The following is a 15801-nucleotide window of genomic DNA, read 5'->3' as shown; positions in this document are numbered from 1 at the left end:
AAGCGAGGTTCGTCATGTCGTCCGTCTCAGATGCATCTGTCCCGTCCGCCGCTCCGCTGGTCGAGCCGCGCGATTGGCGTACACCGGTCGAACTGGTCTCACTTGGCGCTATCTGGGGCGGTTCGTTCCTCTTCATGCGCGTAGCGGCGAAAGACTTCGGCCCGTTCCCGATGGTGGCCACGCGGCTGCTGCTGGGCGCGGCGGTGCTGGCGCCGCTGCTGTGGCGGGCTCGTGCGGCGATCCGCCCGGCCCATATCTGGAAGATGCTCGGCATCGGCGCGCTGAGCGCAGCGATTCCGTTCACCCTGTTTGCCTGGGGCGCCGAGCGCGCACCCGCCGGTATCGGGGCGATCGCCAATAGCATGACCGTGCTGTTCGCGGCGCTGGTGGCGTTCGTGGCATTCGGCGAGAAGATCGATACGCGGAAGGCCATCGCCCTCGTGGCGGGTTTCGTCGGCGTCGTGATTCTGGCCAGTGGTCGCACAGCGGGCGACAACATCGCTCCGGCGGCACTGGCCGGCGCGCTGGCGTCGTTGTGTTACGGCATTTCCGCCAACCTCATCAAGCGCTACCTCGCCGATCTGCCGCCCACCGCCGTGGCGGCCGGTTGCCTGCTGGGCGCTGCGATCCTCACGGCGCCGCTGGCCCTCGCCACGTGGCCGAGCGCACCGATTCCGGGCAAGTCGTGGCTGTGCGTGATCGCTCTGGGCGTCCTGTGCACGGGGTTGGCGTATGCCTTCTACTTCCGCCTGATCCAGCGCATCGGCGCACCGCGCGCGGCAACGTCGACCTATCTGGTGCCGCTGTTCGGCGTGGCCTGGGCGTGGATGTTCCTGGGCGAGGCCTTGACGCCGACGATGGCTCTTGCCGGCGCCATCATCCTGGGCAGTGTGATCTTCAGCCAGAAACGCAAGGCCTGACAGGCAGCTTCCCCTCGACGGTCCCGGCATGGAATAGTCCCGTCTGACTTTCATCACGTCAGGACTATCCATGCCGCTGCGCTCCCGTCTTCTCCTTTCCTTCGGCGTCTGTACGTTCGCCTTCGCGCTGGCAGCCGGCGCGCAGGACGTCGCACCCGTCGCGACTCCGGTAGCCGCCACCTCCGACGTGCGTCCGGCCCAGCTGGCCGATTACGACGCGTACGTGGATGCGGTACGCAAACAGTTCGACGTGCCGGGTATCGCGGTCGCCATCGTGAAGGACGGCAAGGTCGTACTGGAGTTGGGTTCGGGCGTGCGCCGCATGGGCGAAGCCGCGAAGGTCGACGCGCATACGCAGTTCGCCATTGCGTCGAACACGAAGGCTTTCACCGCCGCGTCGCTGTCCATGCTGGCCGACGAGAAGAAGCTGGATATGAACGACCGGGTGATCGATCACCTGCCGTGGTTCCAGATGTCCGATCCTTATGTCACTCGCGAAATGCGCGTGCGCGATCTGCTTGCGCACCGCAGCGGCCTGAGCCTTGGCGCAGGCGATCTCCTGTACTGGCCGGCCACGACGTATTCCACCGAGGAAGTGGTGCGGCGCCTGCGCAACGTGCCGCTGACCAATAGCTTCCGCGCCGAATACGCGTACGACAATATTCTGTTCGCCGTGGCCGGTCTGGTGATCGAGAAGGTGTCGGGCAAGAGTTACGAAGACTTCCTGCACGACCGCATCTTCGTACCGCTGGGCATGACCGAAACGCGCACCAACGTCACCAGCGTCAAGAGTGGCGACGATGTTGCCTTCGGCCACGCGAAGTACAACTTCAAGGAACTGAAGCCGGTCGAGCCGATGGCCTGGGCGAACAACACCGCGGCGGGCGGCATCTATTCCAGTGTCCACGACATGTCGAAGTGGATGCGCATGCAGCTGGATAGCGGTGTGTATGGAAAGGGTGCCGACGGCAAGGACCAGCCACTTTTCAGCGTCGAACGCCAGAAGGAAATGTGGTCGCTGATCACGCCTATCCGTATCCCCGAGCCGAGCGTTCCCGAGCTTGTCGCGGCGAAGCCGAATTTCTCCGGCTACGGCGAAGGCTGGTTCGTCTCGGACTATCGCGGTCACAAGCTGGTGTGGCACACCGGTGGCTGGCCGGGCATGGTGTCGCGCGTGACGCTGGTCCCCGATCTGAAGCTTGGCATCGTGGTCCTGACCAATCAGGAATCCGGCGCCGCCTTCCAGGCCGTGACCATGCGCGGTCTGGACGCTTTCATGGATGCGCCGAAGACCGACTGGATCGCCGCGTACGCCGCCGCCGTCAAGAAGGCGGAGGCCAGGGCCGATGACAGCATGCAGAAGCATGAGGCCGCTCGCGCGAAGGGCAGCAAGCCGTCGCTGCCGCTGGACGGTTATGCCGGTACGTACAAGGACCCCTGGTACGGCGACGTCACGGTGAAGAAGGAAGGCGGCAAGCTGGTGATGCGTTTCTCGAAGACCGCCCAGCTGACCGGCACGATGGAGCCGTGGCAGCACGATACGTTCATCGTTCGCTGGAACGATCGCTCGTTGAATGGCGACGCCTTCGTCAACTTCGCGCTGGACCCGGACGGCAAGATCCGCGAGGTACGCATGGAGCCGGTGTCGCCGCTGACCGACTTCAGCTTCGACTTCCAGGACCTCCGCCTGGTGCCGAAGGCCTGAGCCATCCCTTAGCTCTGGTAAGAGCGCCCTCGAGCGCGATCCCTTCGAAGCAAAACGGCCGGTAACGCGAATGACGCGTACCGGCCGTTTTTTTTCCGGCGATCGTTCGCTACCCGTACTGGGGGATCGCGCTCAAGCGCACTCTTGCGGACGCGTTGTCCGTTACAGGTGCTTCGTACGATCAGGTTGGTGGCGCATCCGTGCTCGACACGGGTGCGCCGGCCGCATTCGGTCCCGGTACGTCGCTCCCCGTGCTGCGCAATACCAGATCCTGCGGGCGCAGCAGCGGGATATCCGCTCCACGCAATCGCGCAAGCACATCGAACAACAGATCGCTGCGCACATTGCCGACATCGCGCGGACTACCGACGTACGCGGTAGCGACGAACATCATCGCGGTGCGATCCACGCTGTCCAGTTGCACGGTGGGCGGGGGTGTCGACTGCACGGCATGATGCGCTTTCATCGATTCCAGCATGATGGTGCGCGCGGCGGACGCATCGGTATCCAGCGGCATCGGCAACTTGATCTGCACGCGACCCTGCGGATTGGCCATCGTCATGTTGCGCACGGGTTTCGTGATGAACGAGGAGTTCGGCACGATGACCGTCGAGCGGTCGCCCATCTGGATTTCGGTGGCGCGGACATTAATGCGGCGGATATCGCCCTCGGCATCGTCGAGGACCACCCAGTCGCCGACCTTCACCGGACGTTCGGCCAGCAGGATCAGACCCGAAATAAAGTTCTGCACGATCGCCTGGAGACCGAAACCGATACCCACCGACAGGGCACTGGCGACCCATGCGATGTTCTGCACACTGAGCCCCATGATGAACAGCGCGAACGCGAACACCAGCACGCCGCCGGCATAGCCGAGCAGGGTGGTGAGCGAACTGCGCATGCCGGCATCCAGGCTGGTGCGCGGCAGCCACTGGTGGGCCAGCCAGTTCTTCAGGATGCGGACGGCGAGAAGGCCCAGAAAGAAGATGCCGATAGCACCGAGAATGCGATCGGGTTGGATGGCGAGTCCGTAGAACGTCATTCCCTCGAGTTTGCTGCCCAGCGCGACGATGTCCGTTGCCCCGGCGCCGAAACCCGTCATCACCGCGCTGACGCCGAACAGGAACAAAGCGAGGCGGGCCACACCCGACAGCAAGACACCGGCCTGGTCGAGCAGCTTCGGATCCATACCGAAGGCTGCCTGCGCGCGTGCGCTCATCGGGCCCTTTTCCGACAGCAGCGTTTCGAACAGATCGTCGACGAGGCGCATGGCGAGATACGTCGCACCGACCACCAGCGTCGTCCAGATGATCTGCCGCGAGATGAAAACGGCGAACGCGATGTACCCGCTAAGCATGCCCAGCCACGACGCGACGACGCACAGTGTGGCGGCGGCGATCATGACGCTGGCCCAGATCGGTCGCGGCGTTGGCGGTGTACCGTCTTCGTGGAGGCGATGCGTGCGGCTCAGGCGGACCAGCGACATCGTAATAAGTGTGGAGAGCACCGCCGCATGCAGGAAACTGGTGACGACAGTGGCCGCGAGACTGGCGCCGGTCGTGCGGTTGATTTCCTTGATGAACTCGAAGACCACCGCCGCGGTGGCGATGTAGAAAGGAAAGCGGCGCAGTTTGTCCGCGGTCTCGTCGCTGAGGGTCGGCAAACGCCACGAAGGCCGCTTCGGCGAAAGCAGTGCGCGGCCCAGTCCCGCGACGAAGGCGCCAAGGAAGAACAGGCGGACAAGCCCTTTCGCCAGCCCGTCGACTTCTTCGCTCAGCGTGCCGTTCCAGTTGACGCCCTGATAAATGAGCTGCGCACCGAGGCCCGTGGTGAACGTCGCAAGAAACGTAATGGCCAGCGCCATCGCCGACCGACGCAACCGGCCGGCGGGCATGCGGTCGGTCGTGAGCTTGAAGACGCGGCGTTCCAGATACCAGCGCACGACGGTGATCAGCAGCAACCCGAACAGCGTGCAGACAAAAAAGGGTACGCGATTGCCGGGCTGGAAATCGGCGACAAGGTCGTCGCGCGCCTGGACCGTCAGGTCGCGCAGGTTCGAGTAGTCGCGCGGAAATGCCTGGGCGGTGTCCGACCAGAACGGTTTCGAGAAGGGCGAGTTCGTGCGCCGGGAAATCGTTTCCTGAAAACGCGTGCGGCGCAGATCGCTTAGCTGGGAAGCGAGCTGGGTCGCATCGAGCGCGATGGCGTCGGCCTGCTTGACCTGCCCATCCGCCGTGTCGAAGCCTTTCTGGGCATCCTTTCGCTGCGTGGCCAGTTCGGGCGCTTCCTTCGTCGTGCCGGTCGGCGCGGGCCCCAGCTGGTCGAGTCTCGCCTTCGCGGCATCGCGGTTCGGTTGCAACGCGATCGACAGCTTCTGCGCCTGTCCTTGCAGGTCGGTGACCTTGCTACGCAGATCGTCTATCTGCGAATCGGTCAGATCGGTCGTCTTCGCCGTCTTGATCTGGGTGATCTGGTCGCGCAGATCGTCCAGTTTCTTATTGGTGTCGTCGTCCTGCGCGAAGGCCGCGCCCACGCATGCGAAGAGGATCAGGGTCAGGAGAAATCGTAGGGTTCGCATGGCTCGCATAGTCGGGGGAGGCGGGACGGCGGGTCAACGGAGAGCCGCTTTGTGCGCCATCCGCGGTGAACATCGCGTAAGGTGCCTATCTTATGCGGCATTGCAGCGTTGCTGCGCCCCATTCCGGCGGCTATCCTGCCGCCCCTCTGAAGGGAGAGGAATCCGTCATGCGCAAGAAGCTGGTTGCCGGGAACTGGAAAATGCACGGCTCGCGCGTCATGGCCGAGGAACTGGTCGATGGCATCCTGGCGAATCTGCCGACGGGTGTCGATGTCCTGGTCTGCCCGCCGAGTGTATATATCGGCGAACTCGTCGCCCGCCATGGCGGCACGGCGCTGGCTTTCGGTGCGCAGGATTGCTGCCCGCATCCGGGGTCGGGCGCCTATACGGGCGATGTTTCAGCGGAAATGCTCCGCGACGTCGGCGCGACCTGGGTCATCGTGGGTCATTCCGAGCGTCGCCAGTATCACCAGGAGTCGGACGAACTGGTCGCGCAGAAGTTCGCTGCGGCACAGGCCGCCGGTCTGACTCCCATCCTGTGCGTGGGCGAAACCCTCGCGGAACACGAGGCCGGTCTTGCGCACGAGGTCATCGCGCGCCAGCTGGCCGCCGTACTGTCCGCCAATGGTGTCGGGGCCTTCTGGAACGCCGTGGTGGCCTACGAGCCGGTCTGGGCCATTGGCACCGGTCTGACGGCCTCGCCGGACAAGGCGCAGAAAATTCATTCATTCATCCGTAGCCAACTGGCAAAAGAGGATGCTAATATTGCTCGTCTGACCCGGGTGCTTTACGGCGGAAGCGTCAAGCCGGCCAATGCGGCCGAGCTGTTCGCCCAGCCTGATGTAGACGGGGGTTTGATCGGCGGCGCCGCTCTGGCAGCAACCGATTTCCTGGCGATTTGCGCCGCGGCGCGTTAACTGGCGCGACTCGGCGAGAGAAAACATGTTCATCATCTTTAGCGTTTTCTACATTCTGGTTGCCGCTGCGATGATCGTGCTGATTCTCATGCAGCGCGGCGCCGGTGCCGATGCAGGCTCCGGTTTCGGTGGCGGCGCATCCGCAACGGTCTTCGGCGCACGTGGCTCGTCCAGCTTCATGACGCGCGCCACGGGCGTCCTGGCGGCACTGTTCTTCGTGCTCAGCCTCGGCATGGGTATCTATCTCGGTCGTGGCACCGTCGCGCAGCCCGCTGCGGATCTTGGCGTGATGTCCGGCCTTGAAACGCCGAAGGCTCCCGCCAACAATACAGCGCCGGCAACGCCCGCCGCGACGGACGTGCCGAAGGCCGCTCCCGCCGCGAACGGAGACGTCCCGTCGGCAACCCAGGCACCGGCAACGGCGCCCAAGGGCGATGTACCCGCCGCTGACCCGGCGAAGAAGTAACAAGCAACACCAACAGATTTGCCCAGATGGCGGAATTGGTAGACGCACTACCTTGAGGTGGTAGCGACTTAGGTCGTGGGGGTTCGAGTCCCCCTTTGGGCACCAATGCAAAGCAAAAAAACCCGCCTATGGCGGGTTTTTTTGTGGGCGTGATTTTCATTTGCCGTTTCAATCCCTTTGGCCCCCAGTGTCAAGAGTGTTTCTTGTCTAATGGATGCCGGACTTCGACTTCATAGTAGGGTGCGCGCCGTGCGACGTGAAGTTAGACTTGAGCAGCCTCGTAGCCACACTGATCAGTCGATCAGTGTGTAGTGGGAACAGGGAAATTCATGAAGAAGGTTCTTTCTGCTGCAGTGCTGGCATCGGCTATATATCTGGCTGCGCCCGTTACTTACGCCAACGATGGCGAAGCGTTCATCGCAGTCAATGCCGGACAAAGTCGGTTTGGTTCGAATCAACTGCTGATGCCCCGCCAGTTGGGCCCTGATAGCGGACCTCTCGACAAACAATCGATTGATCGGACTGATCGCGCGTTCAGTGTTTCTGCCGGCTACCGCTGGGCAATGTCGGACACGCTTAAGCTCGGCTTCGAGGGTGGCTATGTCGACCTCGGTGAGGTCGCCAGTCGCTACCAGCGGGGTTCGGTTTATGGGTGGTATACCGACGAGAAGCGCAAAGAGAAGGCGAAAGCCCCGTTTCTGGGCCTGAATGGACGCTGGACCATTACCGGGAAGTGGTCATTGATGGCACGGGCAGGTATCGCGCGTTATCGATCGAGGTTTACGGTCGATGGGCAATACTGGATGTATGGCTTGAGGCGTGCCCCATTCCATGACAACCAGGATCGGTCCAGTAACGCCTATTACTACGGTGTAGCCGTTGGATATGACATCACTCCGCGTCTTGGTATTGCTCTTTCCTTCGACGAGTACGCGCCCAGGATTCAGAGCGACGAGTTCGGGCTCATGCGAATGGAAAAAGTCCATGTTCGCGTATCGGGCATCCGGGCCGAATATCGTTTCTGAGCGTCGATGGAGGCTCTACCGTATGGATATTGCCTATCCATACGGTAACGGTATCCTCGATACTCGATCTCGACCTTTTGCGCGCAAGCCAGTCTTCGCGCAGTCGAACCGAGGGGTGCTGCGACGGATCTGATCCGCCACGCTCGGTTTCGATCTCTTCGGACAAGGGCGCCCTCCATGACCGGATGGTTTCGCCATGTCTGCTTCCGTTATTCGTCTTGCCATCGCTACGTCCGTGATTGTTCCGGACATCCATCAGGACGATAGCCATTTTGTGGCTTCGCTGCGGCGCCTTGGCATCGAGTCCACCGCCTGCGTCTGGAACGATTCCGCCGTGGATTGGGTGACATTCGATGCGGTGCTGATCCGTTCGATCTGGGATTACTTCAAGCACTACGCGGCCTTCAGGCAATGGCTGGACCAGTTGCCCGTTCCGACAATTAACAACAAAGACCTGCTGCGCTGGAATAGCGACAAGCGTTATCTGCTCGAACTCGCGGAGCAGGGCGTCGATATTATTCCTACGCAGATCGTATCGGCGAAGGAGTTGCAGCAAACGCTGGCCACGATGACCGCACAGGAAGTCGTCGTTAAACCGACAATCAGCGGCACGGCCTGGCATACGGCACGCGGCGTGGTTGGCGAAGCAGGGTTCGAGCGCGCCATCGCGCAACTGCCGCTGGAATTCGACTATCTGGTGCAGCCCTACGTCCCCGAAGTTGTCAGCGATGGTGAATGGTCATTGCTTTTTTTCGACGGCGAGTACAGCCATGCGGTGATCAAGCGACCGGCCGCCGGCGACTATCGCGTGCAGTCCGACTTCGGTGGTACCGCAGAACTCGTCGAGCCCGATGCGGCTCTTATCGCCAGCGCGAAACTTGCCCTTGCGGCCGCGGCAGCGATCGGCCATGCCGACGCCGCCTATGCACGCGTGGACGGGGTGGTTGCCCAAGGTAATTTCCTGCTGATGGAGCTGGAAATGATCGAACCCTTTCTGCATCTCGAGGCTTACCCTGAGGCTGCGGAGCGCTTTGCGGGCAATATATGGAAGCGTTTGGCTGTCTGATGTCGTCCGGACGTTATCGGAAAATTCCGCTCGGCATCGCATCGGCGCGGAGTTACTCGCATTGAAGGTCTCTTTGCCGGACGCGCCACCCCAGGCATCTGCCACCACAGGTTCGGTGGCTCCTTCTTCAGTGTTTGAAAGGAGCGGATTATGACAATACGGAGCATAGTCGAAATGGATTTAGCAGAATCGCAGAACGGTATACGTTGGAATTACGCAGGTAAAGGTGGATATCGAGAGGCGGCAACAGACACACTTGATCGTAAGTTAAGGCAAGCGGCAGGTTTGTCTGCACTTCTTTACGGGGATGGGCTGACGCCCTTTCTAGGAATGAATGACGTGATTAAGGATGACATTCTTTGGTTGCTGCACGACACCATCTGTGAAGCGATAGAAGCCCGAGAGGAAGAATCGAATGGGCTTAGGGCAAAGAAGAATGAGTAATTTTCTTTCCAGGGCTCACGGCATTTGCTTACCGCCATCGAATGTCGCACGTCGCCCGCCGATCGATAGCGTCAACGGTGTTCCCTTGGCCGACATTTCGATGGTTTCCCCAGTTTCCAGCGAAACGAAACTCCTCGGCCCGGTAGGGATCAGACGTACCACTCCGATGTCGGGAAGCATCAGCGACCAGTCATCGTTTTTCTTTGTCAGTACGACGATATCCGGAGTGCGTTCAGGGGTGTTGTCAAAGCGATACGTGCCAAGGTGGGCTACCGCCGCGTCGCGATCCACGGGGACCATTTCGGCAACGCGCGGGCGAAAGTCCGGCCAGTCGTACGCTGCGGCGACGGCTTTGACGTACTCGCCACCCAGATAAGAGCCGTTGTCCCCGTTGGTCATCACCACTATGCCGTCGCCGCTGTCCAGGTACATCGCATAGGTGCTTTTAAACCCTGCGTTTCCACCTGAGTGCATGACTCGACGATGGGCTCCCTCACCGGCGACAAACACACCGAAAGCGTACTTGTTGAGTGCCGGCATCAGCATGTTGTGTGCCCATTCCGTGGTCAGGAATGAGTCGCCTTGCAGATAGGCACGCCGCATTGCTGTCACAAAAAGAGCCAGATCCCTGGGAGTCGTCCATAATCCGGCGGCGGCTTTCTCCGGGTAAATATTGGCACCTCCAGGGATTTCAGTTCCATCGTAGAAATGGCCTGTCGCACGCTTCGTAACGCTTGCGGGCAACGGCTGTTCGAAGGTGCTGTGTCGCATCTGCAACGGATCGATTACCCATTGTCTCATCAGTTGCTCATAGGTCTGTCCCATACGTCGTTCGAGAGCAACCTGCGCAACGGTATAGCCGCCGCCTGAGTACGCGTAATTCGTACCCGGCACGGTCGCGATAGTTACGGGTGCGGTCGATGCAGGTGCATGACCGGACACGACCTGCTCGTCCGTGGGGATCGCAGTGCCCGGTGGATAGCCCGGAAAGCCCGGCACGGTTGCCCCGGCGGTATGCGTAAGAAGCTTGCGCAGGGTAACGGGGTTGTCTGGTGTTTGCTTGCCGGGTGGTAGCCGCATGGGCGCCAGGTAGATATCGATGTCGGTATCCAGATCGATCTTGCCGGCCTGGGCGAGGCGGGTTGCCAGCAGACCGGTCACGCTCTTACTGATGGATGCTGCCTGGAAGACGGTGTCTTCGGACATTGCAGGCGGAGTGGTCGAAGGCAGTTCGTAGACGGCAGTCCAGATCACGTCGCCGCCACGAATGACGGCGACGCTCATGGCCGGGACGCGATAGCGTTTCATGCGGTCGTAAACATTGAATGTCCGCGCTGGCTCGCCCTGAACCACTGTCCTCGGCATCAGGCCGTTCTCGACCGCCTTGCGTATATCTACATGGCCGGATGTAGCGCAGCCAGTTGTCAGGATAGCTATCGAGAGTGCGGCAATGCGGGTAATAAGCATGAACGTCATCGATGCACCTTGTTGTGAAAGAAGCCATCCGACGGCGAGGAATTGTTGTTGTGGCGGCGGGCTGGCAGGTCGACAGACGCATCGATCCTTCGCGCGCCCCTTGTCCGATGCGCGGAGTATGGAAAAGGTTTACCAGCACGTGCCCATGCTTCGTATTTGCTGCCGATGCGGTTGAATCGGCCGGAGTAAGCTTCGGCAAGGTCGATATCTCGCGGACGTCATGAGTCAGATCGGAAAGCTTCCCAGCGACGACGGCAGCATTCTGCACGGTGACGTGGATGTGCCTTGCTCTGCGTCATCGCGTCGCTGGACGCTTGTCGCCGCGGTACTAGGATCGGGTCTGGCGTTCATCGATGGCACCGTCGTTAACGTGGCACTTCCGTCCATTCAACGGGATCTGGGGGCTACCACGTCCGATGCGCAATGGGTCATGGAGTCGTACGCGCTGTTCCTGGCATCGCTGCTATTGGTGGGAGGCGTGCTCGGCGATCGTTTCGGGCGTCGGCGTATCTTCATGATCGGGATTGTCCTGTTCGCTCTTTCCTCGATCGGGTGTTCCTTGTCCGTTGGCGTCGGCCAGCTTATCGCCGCGCGGGCAGTGCAAGGTATAGGCGCAGCCCTGCTCGTACCCGGAAGCCTGGCACTCATCAGTGCCACGTTCCCTCAGTCGGAACGCGGCGCCGCCATCGGTACGTGGTCCGCTTTCAGTGGCATCACAGCTGCTATCGGACCGGTGATTGGCGGCTTTCTCGTCGAGCACTATTCGTGGATCTGGGCCTTTCTGATAAACGTGCCCATAGGTATCGCGCTGCTGCTGATCTGCATGGCGAAGGTGCCCGAAAGCCGGGGTTCGGGTGGTAGCAGCCCGATCGACGCGATGGGGCCCTGCCTCGCAACCATCGGGCTGGCAGGTGTGGTGTTCGCGCTTATCGAGGCACCGAGCCGCGGATGGGGGGCAACACCCGTCTGGATGGCTGCCTGCATCGGCATCGTTGCGCTCGTCCTGTTCGTCTGGGTGGAAGGTGAAGGTCGTAGTGCCGCACCTATGTTGCCGCTGTCGCTCTTTCGCGAACGCAATTTCGCAGGGGCCAATCTCCTGACCTTATTGCTATATGCCGCGCTCGGGGGAAGCCTGTTCTTCCTCCCGCTCAATCTGATCCAGGTTCAGGGTTACGGTGCCACGTTCGCGGGGGCCGCCCTGCTGCCGTTCATAGCGATCATGTTTTTCCTGTCCCGTTGGGCAGGAACCCTGGTAGACGTATTCGGCCCAAGGCTACCGCTGGTCGCAGGTCCCATCGTGGCGGCGTTTGGGTTCGCTTTGCTCGCCGTACCGTCCGTGGGCAGCAATTACTGGACGACATTTTTCCCGGCGATTTGCGTTCTCGGTTTTGGTATGACCGTTACGATAGCGCCGCTGACTACCACGGTCATGAATGCCCTTGGGCCGGAACGGGCGGGTACTGCCTCCGGTATCAATAACGCCGTTTCCCGCGCCGCCGGATTGCTGGCGATCGCGATTTTCGGCATCGTTCTGACGTGGGCGTTCAATGTCAGGCTAAACCATGAACTCGCATCCGTACGGGTGCCGGCGGAGCTCGTGTCGTCCATCGTGACGCAACGTCAGAAACTGGCCGGCATGGTTATCCCCGGCGGATATCCGGCTTCGGCGACCTCAGCGATGAGGCATGCGATTGACGTATCGTTTGTGTCGGGATTCCGATGGGTCATGCTGGTTTCCGCAACGCTTGCGCTGCTTAGCGCGATTAGCGCATGGATTTTCATCGCGGAGCGTCCGGGAAGGCCGGTGGACGAACGTTCTGGCGATTAGGGTAAGCTGAGTGGCGTGAGGATGGGCAGGGCTTGTGCAACCGGAATGATCAAGTTTTACGGTATGGATCAAGGACAATATGTTTCGCGTCATTCTTTCCTGCAAAGGTGTGCCGGACGGTGCCGGAACGATGGCGGCGACCGACATCTCGGAAGAATTCGTCGTGCGGCCGTGGCATAAAAACGTCCGATGTCTTTGGGATGGAGAAAAAATCATGCTCCACGCCGAGAATAACTTTGACGCTACCGGGGAGGCACTCCTTGACGAGTTCTCCGATGCCGTTTTCGCTTGCATCTCCATCGAGGACTCGACCATCTCGTTTCATATTGAGTCAGTTGCGGAAATAGCTGAGTATTCGCCGTAGGCAACTCGCAAGTTATGAATTGCGGCATCGGGCGGGGCAGGGCAACAGGTCGTACCAGCGGATATCGAACACATGTTGATTCACGGTAAATGTCATTGCGGCAACATCTTGTTCTCCCTCACATGGGAGCCCGATCCGGTTGAAATTCCCGCTCGCGCTTGCGACTGTTCATTCTGCACAAAGCACGGTGGCGTATGGACGGCCAATCCGGATAGCAGCTTGAAAGTCGTCGTCGAAAATTCCCGGCTCGTTTCCAGATATTCATTCGACACTGGCACGGCGGAATTCCACACGTGTTCACGATGTGGCGTAGTACCCGTCGTAACCAGCCTGATAGACGGCCAGCTATTCGCCGTCGTAAGCGTCAACGCGTTCGACGATGTCGATCCGGCACTCCTCCGGCATACATCGGGAAGCTTCGATGGCGAAGCGAAGGAATCGCGGCTGGCCCGCAGGAAGCGCAACTGGATTGGCCGGGTCGAGTACGTCGAGAGCCGCGTTTAGAACGAGTATCCTCTGCCGCGTGGCAACGGACTTCCCGGAAAGCCCGGCCATCCCGTCAACCCGAAAGAAGGAGCTGAGGTGCGATGGCAATTCTCGCGACCATCCTGACCCTGCTGGTCATCGTGATTCACGTCTATATCGTCGTACTGGAGATGTTTCTCTGGCAGAGCCGGGGACCCAAAGTCTTTGGCATGACGCCACAGTTTGCCAAAGAGACCGTCACGCTTGCCTCGAATCAGGGCCTGTACAACGGCTTTCTGGTGGCGGCCCTGATTCTCGGGCTCGTACTGGGTGGACCCGTCGGCACGGGTTTTGTCTTCTACGGTCTGGCGTGTGTCGTGGTAGCCGGCGTGTGGGGCGGTATTACGGCCAGCAAGCGCATTCTGTATGTGCAGGCGTTGCCGGCTGTTCTTGCGTTGGCGGCGCAGATATTCGTGCCCTGAGGCACCCATATTCCTGCTTGCGCTTGCCGCAAAGTCCGGTGGCCCGAGCCGGTATTTCCGGTCAACCGTGTTCCACCGACTTCGAAAGCAGGTTGACCACGAGTACTCCGGCAAGGATCAACCCGATGCCGGTCAATCCCCATGCATCGAGCTTCTGCCCGAATCGTACCCAGCCTACTGCCGCGATCAGCACGATACCCAGCCCGCTCCAGATCGCGTAAGCGATGGCGACGGGAATGTGCCGAAGCGTAAGCGACAGGAAGTAGAACGCGATGCCGTAAGCTGCCAGCGACACCACGGTCGGGACCGTTTTGCTGAAGCCTTCGCTGGCTTTCAGGGACGAGGTGCCGACGACTTCAAAGACGATGGCGCCAAGCAACGCAAGATAGGAAAGCCAGTTCATCGCGCTTTGCTCCGCAAAGAACCGTACGTTAGGCCAGTGGCGCCGGATCGTCGAGACTCGACAGTCCGGCGTTTACGTGCGCAATGTTTTTCGGCTGGGGAGTTCGTACCAGCGGCGGGACGCATTGACGATGCGCACGACCGACAGCATGACCGGTACTTCCACCAGTACTCCGACGACCGTGGCGAGCGCGGCACCGGAGTTCAGTCCGAACAGGCTTACCGCCGCGGCGACGGCAAGTTCGAAGAAGTTGCTCGCGCCAATCAGCGCCGACGGGCCGGCGATGCAGTGTTCGACGCCTAGCCAGCGGTTGAGCAGATAGGCCAGTCCCGAATTGAAGTAGACCTGCACCAGAATGGGTATGGCGAGGATGGCAATGACCAGAGGCTGGGCGATGATCTGCTTGCCCTGGAATCCGAACAGCAGGGTCAGTGTCAGCAACAACGCGACGAGCGAGACCGGTGCGAATCGGTGCAGCCATGTGGCAAGACCGTCGTGACCCGACCTGGCGACGATCAGTCGCCGCAACACGGTGGCACCGATGACGGGGACGACGATATACAGCCCGACCGATAGCGCGAGCGTCGCCCAGGGTACGGTTATCGCGGACATGCCGAGAAGCAGGGCAACCAGCGGTGCGAAGGCGAATACCATGATCGCGTCGTTGATGGCGACCTGACTCAGGGTGAAGTTCGGCTCGCCGTCGCACAGGTTGCTCCAGACGAACACCATGGCGGTGCACGGCGCCGCCGCGAGCAGGATCAATCCCGCGACGTACGAATCGATCTGCGCTGCGGGCAGGTACGCCGCGAATACGTGACGCAGGAATACCCAGCCCAGCAGCGTCATCGAAAAAGGTTTCACCGCCCAGTTGATGAACAGGGTGACGCCGATACCTTTCCACTGTCGTCCGACATGGCGCATCGCGCCGAAGTCGATCTTCAGCAACATCGGAATAATCATCAGCCAGATCAGGACGGCGACAGGCAGATTGACCTTCGCGACTTCCAGCGTTCCCAGGGTTTCGAAAGTGCGCGGAAGCAGGTGGCCCAGTGCCGTCCCCAGCACGATGCACGCTACGACCCACAGTGTCAGATAGCGCTCGAATACGCCGATAGCCAGTCGTTTCGATGCCACCTCAGACATGCGCCGCGTCCTCGGACTGAATGAATCCGATGCGGTCCAGTGCGATCTTCAACATCTCGCGGTCGGCCCATGTGGAGGCCGGTAACGTGAGGAAGGCAAGCAGGCGCGCCTTGATCACGGCGTGGGCCAGTTTGAATGCGGCCTGCTTATCGTCATCGCTGCCTTCGACGGCGGCGGGGTCGGGAAGCCCCCAGTGCGTTCGCACGAAATCCCCGAAAAATACGGGACATGCTTCCGCGGCGGCGCTGTCGCAGACAGTGACGACGAGATCGATGGCAGGCGCGTCGTCGCCGGAAAACTCGTCCCAGGATTTACTGCGTAGTCCCGCCGTGGCGATGCCTTCCGCGGTCAGGATTTGCAGCGCGTAGGGATTGATCGTGCCTGCAGGTTTGCTTCCCGCGCTGAATGCTTCGAAGCGGGAACCTCCCCAGGCACGTAGCGTCGCTTCGGCCAGCACGCTACGGGCGGAATTTCCGGTACAGACGAATAGCACGCGGTGAGTCATGGCGAGATTCC

16 protein-coding genes, 1 tRNA gene and 1 riboswitch are annotated in these 15801 nt (G+C 60.9%); of the genes, 12 read left to right on the top strand and 5 right to left on the bottom strand.

Annotated elements, in window-relative coordinates; translation table 11 throughout:
* The first annotated feature begins 14 nt into the window (after positions 1-14).
* Positions 15-920 carry a DMT family transporter gene (locus tag AC3IR3_RS12860; protein ID WP_489192636.1) on the top strand — a complete coding sequence of 302 codons (906 nt, stop codon included), beginning with the start codon at positions 15-17 and terminating at the stop codon, positions 918-920.
* A gap of 70 nt (positions 921-990) precedes the next feature.
* Positions 991-2625, top strand: coding sequence for a serine hydrolase (locus AC3IR3_RS12855; RefSeq protein ID WP_489192635.1), 1635 nt, complete (start codon positions 991-993; stop codon positions 2623-2625).
* Positions 2626-2806: 181 nt separating this feature from the next.
* On the opposite strand, the gene AC3IR3_RS12850 is transcribed toward AC3IR3_RS12855, so the two are convergent.
* Entirely contained in the window at positions 2807-5203 is a 2397-nt protein-coding gene (locus tag AC3IR3_RS12850; protein WP_489192634.1) for a DUF3772 domain-containing protein, read from the bottom strand.
* Between the two features lie 167 nt (positions 5204-5370).
* Here AC3IR3_RS12850 and tpiA point away from each other — a divergent pair, with 167 nt between their 5' ends.
* From tpiA to AC3IR3_RS12820, 6 genes are all read left to right on the top strand, one after another.
* On the top strand, positions 5371-6120 hold the full coding sequence (gene tpiA / locus AC3IR3_RS12845) for a triose-phosphate isomerase (RefSeq protein WP_489192633.1): 750 nt from the start codon (positions 5371-5373) through the stop codon (positions 6118-6120).
* A 25-nt stretch (positions 6121-6145) separates the two neighbouring features.
* Positions 6146-6586: a preprotein translocase subunit SecG gene (gene secG, locus AC3IR3_RS12840; RefSeq protein WP_489192631.1), complete on the top strand. Its 441-nt coding sequence runs from the start codon at positions 6146-6148 to the stop codon at positions 6584-6586.
* A 20-nt stretch (positions 6587-6606) separates the two neighbouring features.
* Positions 6607-6691, top strand: a tRNA-Leu gene (locus AC3IR3_RS12835).
* Between the two features lie 224 nt (positions 6692-6915).
* The gene (locus AC3IR3_RS12830; protein WP_489192630.1) at positions 6916-7611 is read left to right on the top strand and encodes an outer membrane beta-barrel protein; all 696 of its coding nucleotides are present in this window, start codon (positions 6916-6918) and stop codon (positions 7609-7611) included.
* Between the two features lie 104 nt (positions 7612-7715).
* Positions 7716-7792: riboswitch (S-adenosyl-L-homocysteine riboswitch) on the top strand.
* 15 nt (positions 7793-7807) lie between these two features.
* A complete protein-coding gene (locus AC3IR3_RS12825; protein WP_489192628.1) occupies positions 7808-8677 on the top strand; it encodes an ATP-grasp domain-containing protein in 870 nt (289 codons plus the stop codon).
* A gap of 174 nt (positions 8678-8851) precedes the next feature.
* Positions 8852-9121, top strand: coding sequence for a hypothetical protein (locus AC3IR3_RS12820; RefSeq protein WP_489192627.1), 270 nt, complete (start codon positions 8852-8854; stop codon positions 9119-9121).
* A gap of 15 nt (positions 9122-9136) precedes the next feature.
* Here AC3IR3_RS12820 and AC3IR3_RS12815 read toward each other — a convergent pair whose 3' ends face one another.
* Complete coding sequence (locus AC3IR3_RS12815) at positions 9137-10597, bottom strand: serine hydrolase domain-containing protein (RefSeq protein ID WP_489192625.1); 1461 nt, start codon at positions 10595-10597, stop codon at positions 9137-9139.
* 220 nt (positions 10598-10817) lie between these two features.
* Here AC3IR3_RS12815 and AC3IR3_RS12810 point away from each other — a divergent pair, with 220 nt between their 5' ends.
* From AC3IR3_RS12810 to AC3IR3_RS12795, 4 genes are all read left to right on the top strand, one after another.
* Positions 10818-12425 (top strand): MFS transporter, encoded by a 1608-nt coding sequence (locus AC3IR3_RS12810; protein ID WP_489192623.1) that lies wholly within the window; start codon positions 10818-10820, stop codon positions 12423-12425.
* 79 nt (positions 12426-12504) lie between these two features.
* Positions 12505-12789 (top strand): hypothetical protein, encoded by a 285-nt coding sequence (locus tag AC3IR3_RS12805; protein ID WP_489192622.1) that lies wholly within the window; start codon positions 12505-12507, stop codon positions 12787-12789.
* A 72-nt stretch (positions 12790-12861) separates the two neighbouring features.
* Positions 12862-13293 (top strand): GFA family protein, encoded by a 432-nt coding sequence (locus tag AC3IR3_RS12800; protein WP_489192620.1) that lies wholly within the window; start codon positions 12862-12864, stop codon positions 13291-13293.
* A gap of 83 nt (positions 13294-13376) precedes the next feature.
* A complete protein-coding gene (locus AC3IR3_RS12795) occupies positions 13377-13736 on the top strand; it encodes a DUF1304 domain-containing protein (protein ID WP_489192618.1) in 360 nt (119 codons plus the stop codon).
* Positions 13737-13797: 61 nt separating this feature from the next.
* Here the strand turns inward: AC3IR3_RS12795 and AC3IR3_RS12790 are convergent, their stop codons facing one another.
* The 3 genes from AC3IR3_RS12790 to AC3IR3_RS12780 form a co-directional block, all read right to left on the bottom strand.
* Positions 13798-14139 carry a DMT family transporter gene (locus AC3IR3_RS12790; RefSeq protein ID WP_489192616.1) on the bottom strand — a complete coding sequence of 114 codons (342 nt, stop codon included), beginning with the start codon at positions 14137-14139 and terminating at the stop codon, positions 13798-13800.
* A 72-nt stretch (positions 14140-14211) separates the two neighbouring features.
* Positions 14212-15285, bottom strand: a complete 1074-nt coding sequence (arsB, locus tag AC3IR3_RS12785; protein ID WP_489192615.1) for an ACR3 family arsenite efflux transporter — start codon at positions 15283-15285, stop codon at positions 14212-14214.
* On the bottom strand, positions 15278-15790 hold the full coding sequence (locus AC3IR3_RS12780) for an arsenate reductase ArsC (RefSeq protein WP_489192613.1): 513 nt from the start codon (positions 15788-15790) through the stop codon (positions 15278-15280). The genes arsB and AC3IR3_RS12780 overlap by 8 nt, the downstream gene beginning before the upstream one ends.
* Positions 15791-15801 lie beyond the last annotated feature (11 nt).

The organism is Luteibacter sp. GL_149, assembly GCF_057834065.1.
This window is presented reverse-complemented; position numbering and strand designations above follow the sequence as displayed.